Origin of the sequence: Methylobacterium sp. GC_Met_2 (assembly GCF_026540795.1) — a bacterium.
GTDB lineage: Bacteria > Pseudomonadota > Alphaproteobacteria > Rhizobiales > Beijerinckiaceae > Methylobacterium.
In genome coordinates this window covers 1-6,277 of record NZ_JALNUM010000191.1, presented here as the reverse complement: position 1 = coordinate 6,277, position 6,277 = coordinate 1, and the positions used below count along the sequence as shown (strand labels likewise).

The window sequence follows — 6,277 nt, the reverse complement described above, 5'->3', positions numbered from 1 at the left end:
GGATCGGAACCCCCGATCTGTGTGCGAAATGTCGCATTCATCCGGCAGTCAGGACGATAGTGTTGATATTGGCTGACGCTGCCGGAAACACTTTGTTACGTCAGCGCTGCCTTCGAGTTTGCGCCAATGATCGACAGAGCGTGGCATAGTCCAATATCGAGATTGTTTCGCCGGGTCCGGAACTGGTACGAGAGTTTGCCCGTCCAGGCCGCTTTCTCGTTCCGAACGTGTTTTCTGCTTGTCTGGACCATGATTATCACTGCGGTCACGTACAGCCTGGTTGACCTGATGCCGTCATGATGGTGCGGCGCAATATTGTGGAAGCTTGCTAAGCTTTAACAGATCGGTCTACGTAAGCGCACCGTATCGGCAATCCGGTGGCCGCATGCTCTACATTCTGGTCGCGGCTTTGGGCGTTGCCGTCGCCCGTCAATTCTCTTGGTTCGGCGTCTTCGCCATCAGCACGATCCTGGCCGTCGCCATGGGCGTCGAAGGCGCGCTCCACGATCGGACCCTGGTGAAGGTGCTGCATCGCGACTGGGAAGTGATCGTCACCTTCCAGGCCGCCTATGTCGCCCACATCGTGTGGGACGTGTACGGCCCGCGCCTGATGGCCCGGCTCGGCCGCTAACGGCCCCCTCCTCCCACGCGCTTTCAGGCGCGTCCGACCAGCTGCAGGCTGCTCCGCTGGGGCGCGGGGGCCTGCGTGGCGGCGATGCGGGTCTGGTTGCGGCCGCCCTCCTTGGCTGCGTAAAGGGCTTCGTCGGCCCGGCGATACAGGTCCGGCAGGTCCGCGCTGCCCCCCGGCCCCGCGCAGGCGAGCCCGATGCTGACCGTCACGGACCCCGCCCCGATCCCCGCGGACGGAACTGTCAGCGCGGCGACCTCGGCATGGACCTTGTCGGCGATGCGCGCGGCGCCCGCGCCGTCGGTCTCCGGCAGCAGGAAGGCGAATTCCTCGCCGCCGATGCGGCTGACGAGATCCTCCGGCCGGTGCACGCTCGCGGCGAGGCGGCGGGCGAGCGCCTTCAGGATCGCGTCCCCCACCGGGTGCCCGTAGCGGTCGTTGTAGCGCTTGAAGTGATCCGCATCGACGATCAGCAGCGACAGCGGCCGGCCGTCGCGCCGGGCCGTCTCGATCGCCTGGGCGAACCGGTCTTCGAACCAGCGGCGGTTCGGCAAGCCGGTCAGGGCGTCGGTGCGCGACAGGGCGGCCAGCTCCTCCTGCATCGCCTCCCGGCGGCGCAGCTCGCGCCCGAACAGCAGCGAGAGCACGATCGTGAGGCCGCACAGGACCAGCGTGATGCCGCCGATGGTGACGGCCTTGGCGAACCACGCCGCCTCCACGTCCCGGGTCGACAGGGCGACGTTCAGGATCAGCGGAAGCGTCCCGACCGGCGCGAAGGTGTAGAACCGCTCGACCCCGTCGCGCGTGGAGGTGCCGACGAAGCTGCCCTCGCGGTCGCGCACGAAGCGCCGGAAGGTCGGGGCCTGCGCGATGTTCGCCCCGATGTCGGCCTCCGTGGAGGGGTAGCGCATGATGCGCGTGCCGTCCGCGAGGTACAGGTTGATCGCGCCGCCGGGGCCGAGGTCGATCTCGCGGAACAGGTGCTCGAAGTAGGACAGCTTCACGGTGCCCAGGACCACGCCGCCGAAACGCCCGTCGGGCCGGTTGATGCGCCGGCTGAACGGCAGCATCCGCTCGCCGGTCAGGCGCGAGACGATCGGGCGGCCGACCTGGAGGCCCAGCCCGTCATGCGCCTGATGGATCTTGAAGTATTCGCGGTCCGCATAGTTGCCCACCCGCGGCGGCACCGCGCCGATGTCGTCGGTGATGTTGCCCTGCGCGTCGATCACCAGCATCACGCCCAGGTCGCGGGCGGTCGCGGCGCGGTCGAACAGGATGAGCTGGCGCATCTGGGGATCGGCCTGCGCGAGGCCGGGCGCCGCGAGGTTCTCCACGGTCGCCTGGAGCGAGAGGTCGTAGAGCTCGGCGTTGCGCGCGATGTCGCGTTCCAGGACCTGCAGGAGGTTCCGGGACGTCTGCTCGGTCCGGTCCCAGGCGTCCCGGCGCAGGTCGGCCAGCATCAGGCCGGTGACCGCGACCATGCCGACCGGGGCCAGCACGCCCAGCGTGCTCCACGTCCGGGCCGACCGAAGCCACGCATGGAGGTGGCCCAACCGAAACATCTGTAAATCCACGCCAACGTGTCGATTAATACCAGTAGATCAGCATGTATGACTGAATCGTTACCTGAACCCCGTGGGTTCCAGCAGATCTGACCCGAAACGCGCTACCGCGGCGTGGACGCGGGGAACGTGTCCCGCGGTGTGGCGCGTCCGATCGCCAAGTATCCACAACAAATCCATGGGGGCGCAATTCTGTACCGATACCCGGATATGCTGCGAAGGACTATATGGCTCTGGCTTGGAGCGCGGGACCGACATGTCGGACGAGGACGCCTTTGCCCAGGAGATCGCGGCGCTCCTGATCGCCGACATCAAGACGTCGGGCGCGCGCAGCCGGGCCGAGCTGGAGGAGGCCTGCCGGATCTCGCTCCGGAGCCTCCTGGGCGAGGCCGAGGTGCCGCAGCAGATCGCCGTGCTGATGCCGATCGGCCTGGAGCGCTGGCCGCGGGTGGTCGTGAAGGGGCGGCGCCTGCCGGACGTCTGAGCACCCTATGCTGGTTTCGAAAGGGCGAGCCCTTTCGCGGGTCCAGGGCAGGGCCCTGGTGCCGGGCGTTGTCCGGTGCCGGGCTTAGCGCCCGATCACGCCCGTCCCGGCGCCGGGGGGAAGCGCGTTCGGGCCGGTGTTCGGGGCCGGCGTCGCGGCCTGGTTCCGCTGGATGTCCATGCGCAGCATATCGGACTGGGTGGTCTGCTCCTGCCGCAGGCCGCGCATCTGGCTGCTCGATTCCATGGACTGGTTGGCGGCGTTGGGATTGGTCTGCTGGACCTGGGCCAGGGCGGGGGTGGCGAGGGCGGCCGACAGGCCGAGGCCGGCGAGGATGAGGCTACGCATGATCGGGCTTCCGTGTGGAGGTCTCTCCCCGGTTTGACCGATCGGGGGCCGCCAGGTTCCGGGATGCCGCCGGGGGGTGACGCGATGGCCCACCCGCTGGGCCAACCCGGCGGGCGGATGGTTAGCCGATCCCTCCCTGGCCTCCGGCGTCTTTACGCGTTGTTAACGGCTCCCGGAGGAGTCTGCCGACGACGAGGGGGAGTGGCCCGGGATGCGTGTTCTGACGGAGGCGGACGAGCAAGCGGTCGAGCGCCTGACGTTCCAGCTGCTCAACGACGCCTATTGCGATCTCGCGGCCGTGCTCCGCGGCGCGCAGCCCCAGGCCGCCGCCGCGATCCTCGGCGTGATGGAGCAGCGGGTGACCGACGTGCTCAGCCGGATCTGCCAGCAGGGCCTGGAGGGGCCGGCCTCGGTGGCGATCGCGATCGCGGTCGGCGAGCGGATCGGCGCGATCATGGATCAGGCCCACGGCCGCGACACGCAATCCGCCCTGGCGGCTTGAGCCTCAGTCGTTTGCGAAAAAATCCGGATCGGTGCGCGCCAGCATCCGCTTGAACGCGGCCCATTCGTTGTCGGGCGCGCCCTGGACCACGACACGGTCGTAGCCGGCGGCGTATTGCCCGGCGGTCTTGGCCGCGACGGCGGCGGAGGGCCGAATCACCGGCGCGCCCGCGGCCTGGATCGCGAGCTGCGCCCGGCACGACCGTTCCATGTTGTGCATCAGCCGGAACGCCTCGCCGACCGTGCGCCCGCAGGTCAGCAGCCCGTGGTTGCGCAGGACCATGACGGGCTTGTCGCCGAGATCGGCCACGAGGCGCTGGCGCTCGTCGAGGTCGAGGGCGATGCCCTCATAGGCGTGGTAGGCGACGCGCCCCGCGAACTGCATCGACCACTGATTGAGGGCCAAGAGCCCCTCCTCCTGGCAGGATACCGCGACGCCCGCCACCGTGTGGGTGTGGAGCACGCAGACCGCGTCGTGGCGGGCGGCGTGGATGGCGCTGTGGATCGTGAACCCGGCCGGGTTGATGCCGAGCCCCATCGGATCCGCGATCACCCGTCCGTCGCTATCGACGGTGACGAGGTTTTGGGGCGTCACCTCCTCGAAGCGCATCCCGTAGGGGTTGATGAGGAACCGGTGCCCGCCCCCCGGCAGCCGCGCCGAGATGTGGGTGTAGATGCTGTCGTCGAGCCCCAGCCGGTGGATCAGCCGGTAGGCGGCCGCGAGATCGACCCGCATGGCCTGAGTCTCGGCGGCGAGATCGGACTCTTCGTGGTTGTCCGCGACGAGCGAGGGTGAGGCTGCGTTCATGCGACGGCTCCCTGTGGCGCTTGGGATCGCGGGGCGACGCGGGCGGTCCCGGGATGCCCGGGTAGCCGGTGTATGGGGGCCGGGCCGCGGGACAGCCGTAAGGTGCACCATGAGGAGCGGATCGGCAATGAGCACGGTCTCCGATCTAAGCCTCCTCATCCTGCGCTACCGGAGCTCAGCAGAGGCCTCAAAGAAGGGCGACCGAAATCATTGGGATATGGGATGCATAGACGGAAGAGCGCAAAGTACTAAGAGTGGATCCTGTCCAATATCTTGCGCATATCTATCATATTGCTGACGATACCATCTAAGTCTTGGCGTAAACAAGTCGACTGCCTGTTGATAAAATTCCGTTTTCCTCATGTTATTAATGATATTTTTCAGTTGGTATGCTGAATTCCAGTTGAAGGCAGCTGCAACATCTCTAGCGCACTGTGCTTCATTGCGCCCGTATTGTTGCCGTTTGAACAGCTCTTTTGCTGAGTCCTTTGTGGCAGCTTCTGCTGGAGCTGTTAGAAACTTGATTGACGATCCAAAATCAGTGGATGGATTATTAGCGGCCGATGCTATGACCGTAAGTCTAAACTGGCTAAAAACATACGAGGATACGGATTGTATCTGACTTGCTTTCGATGCATCGAACGACCGTTCCGGATGTGAAACAAGCAATGCATAGTGCAGCGTTTGTATCTCTGGATTGTAATTACCGACCGGAACGATCTTCGTCGATGCACGATCGGTATCCTGTGGTTTGAAATAATCCCGGTTGAGATTCGGACACTGACGAGCTTGGACAAGGTAGAGGCCGGATTTTGTCTTGACTGCATCTGTGTAAGCCATGCATTCGGACTTACTTCCATTTTCTGCCTCAAATGTCGAATGAATTCCATTCAAGGTGGTGCTACTTTTAGTCAAGTGCAACTGTATTTTATCATATTTCCTGACTAGTCTATCTTCCCCGGTCTCGCCACCGTTCATCTCTGAACTCTTGACTTCAATTGTTAGGGCGCCCGAGGATGACTCAATTACTGAAAACAACATGCTGGCTGAATTATCTATAAGAACGCAAAATCGAGTACGATTCCGGGGCACAAGTAGCTCCTGAGGAAGTAGCTGTAAGGGCTGATCAACGACGCTGACGAACTGGTCCTAACTGACTTACTCAACTAGCTTCAATATATGTGCGCGATTGTGAGTATGAATACAGACGAGTTAGCATGGAAAACAAATTTTTGCTCGCGCACAGCACTCCATCGAGCTCGAAGGTTAGAAGCCTGAGGAAACAGCTGAGACCTGCCAGAAGCCAACCCCGATTAGGACCGCAGGATGAACTCGTAAGCAGGTCGCTGTCTTCTCGAGCTAATTGACAAAATTCCTAATCCATGCTCCAAGTCTCTCACCCCGCCGCGACGCGTCGTGAGACGCTTCGGGGCGTCGGTCCGGTCAGCCGCCGGGCCGGCGGCGGTGGGGCGGTGCCCGCGTCTGCCGTCGGCTGCGGCAGCCCCGGGCGCGGGACTCGACAACCCCTGGCTCGGGCTGGGCGGCGGCCGGCGGAGGAAATGCCACGGTCGTTCAGGCCAGAGGCCGACCCTGTCCTGGGCGGTGTGGAGGTCTACGGCGCTCTCCACGACGAGAGGGCGTGCGACGAAGGCTCGCTCGGAAGCCACCGGGGTGCCACAGGGCAACCCAGAGGTCTTAGCGTAGGTTCGAGCCCCCCGCGTGACGGACACCGGATGCAGGATCGGACGCAGGGGTCGAAACCGGCCCAGGCGTCCGCGGGACGCCGGGAAGCCGGCATTGACAACGTTGTGTTCGGGCTTCGCGGCGTCCCGCGTCACCCCGGTGACAACAGGGTTTGGCCATGCCCCCGGCGGCGCAGCGCGCGGGGCCGCGGAGGTGTGCCCTCCCTCCCCCCTCTGCGGGGGAGGGTGGCCCGCGAAGCGGGT

General features: G+C 64.8%; 7 protein-coding genes. 3 read left to right on the top strand and 4 right to left on the bottom strand.

Translation table 11 applies throughout. The annotated features are described in order from the left end of the window. Positions 1-385 precede the first annotated feature (385 nt). Positions 386-631, top strand: coding sequence for a hypothetical protein (locus OXS49_RS32170; RefSeq protein ID WP_244005335.1), 246 nt, complete (start codon positions 386-388; stop codon positions 629-631). 23 nt (positions 632-654) lie between these two features. Here the strand turns inward: OXS49_RS32170 and OXS49_RS32165 are convergent, their stop codons facing one another. Then, positions 655-2,190 carry a sensor domain-containing diguanylate cyclase gene (locus OXS49_RS32165; protein WP_244005338.1) on the bottom strand — a complete coding sequence of 512 codons (1,536 nt, stop codon included), beginning with the start codon at positions 2,188-2,190 and terminating at the stop codon, positions 655-657. A gap of 256 nt (positions 2,191-2,446) precedes the next feature. Between OXS49_RS32165 and OXS49_RS32160 the strand changes: the two genes are divergently transcribed. Beyond that, positions 2,447-2,674 (top strand): hypothetical protein, encoded by a 228-nt coding sequence (locus tag OXS49_RS32160; protein WP_267428593.1) that lies wholly within the window; start codon positions 2,447-2,449, stop codon positions 2,672-2,674. Positions 2,675-2,758: 84 nt separating this feature from the next. On the opposite strand, the gene OXS49_RS32155 is transcribed toward OXS49_RS32160, so the two are convergent. Next, positions 2,759-3,022: a hypothetical protein gene (locus OXS49_RS32155; protein ID WP_244005341.1), complete on the bottom strand. Its 264-nt coding sequence runs from the start codon at positions 3,020-3,022 to the stop codon at positions 2,759-2,761. 211 nt (positions 3,023-3,233) lie between these two features. On the opposite strand from OXS49_RS32155, the gene OXS49_RS32150 reads away from it, so the two are divergent. After that, positions 3,234-3,524: a hypothetical protein gene (locus OXS49_RS32150; protein WP_244005343.1), complete on the top strand. Its 291-nt coding sequence runs from the start codon at positions 3,234-3,236 to the stop codon at positions 3,522-3,524. A gap of 3 nt (positions 3,525-3,527) precedes the next feature. Here the strand turns inward: OXS49_RS32150 and OXS49_RS32145 are convergent, their stop codons facing one another. Together OXS49_RS32145 and OXS49_RS32140 are read right to left on the bottom strand one after the other, a co-directional pair. Then, entirely contained in the window at positions 3,528-4,331 is an 804-nt protein-coding gene (locus tag OXS49_RS32145) for a class II aldolase/adducin family protein (protein WP_267428592.1), read from the bottom strand. A 207-nt stretch (positions 4,332-4,538) separates the two neighbouring features. Next, on the bottom strand, positions 4,539-5,309 hold the full coding sequence (locus OXS49_RS32140) for a hypothetical protein (RefSeq protein WP_267428591.1): 771 nt from the start codon (positions 5,307-5,309) through the stop codon (positions 4,539-4,541). Positions 5,310-6,277: the final 968 nt, after the last annotated feature.

Bases quoted from the DNA above. Each gene is read 5' to 3' on its own strand.
- OXS49_RS32145 (WP_267428592.1), bottom strand. From the start codon at position 4,331: ATGAACGCAGCCTCACCCTCGCTCGTCGCGGACAACCACGAAGAGTCC.
- OXS49_RS32155 (WP_244005341.1), bottom strand. From the start codon at position 3,022: ATGCGTAGCCTCATCCTCGCCGGCCTCGGCCTGTCGGCCGCCCTCGCC.
- OXS49_RS32150 (WP_244005343.1), top strand. From the start codon at position 3,234: ATGCGTGTTCTGACGGAGGCGGACGAGCAAGCGGTCGAGCGCCTGACG.
- OXS49_RS32160 (WP_267428593.1), top strand. From the start codon at position 2,447: ATGTCGGACGAGGACGCCTTTGCCCAGGAGATCGCGGCGCTCCTGATC.
- OXS49_RS32165 (WP_244005338.1), bottom strand. From the start codon at position 2,190: ATGTTTCGGTTGGGCCACCTCCATGCGTGGCTTCGGTCGGCCCGGACG.
- OXS49_RS32140 (WP_267428591.1), bottom strand. From the start codon at position 5,309: ATGAACGGTGGCGAGACCGGGGAAGATAGACTAGTCAGGAAATATGAT.
- OXS49_RS32170 (WP_244005335.1), top strand. From the start codon at position 386: ATGCTCTACATTCTGGTCGCGGCTTTGGGCGTTGCCGTCGCCCGTCAA.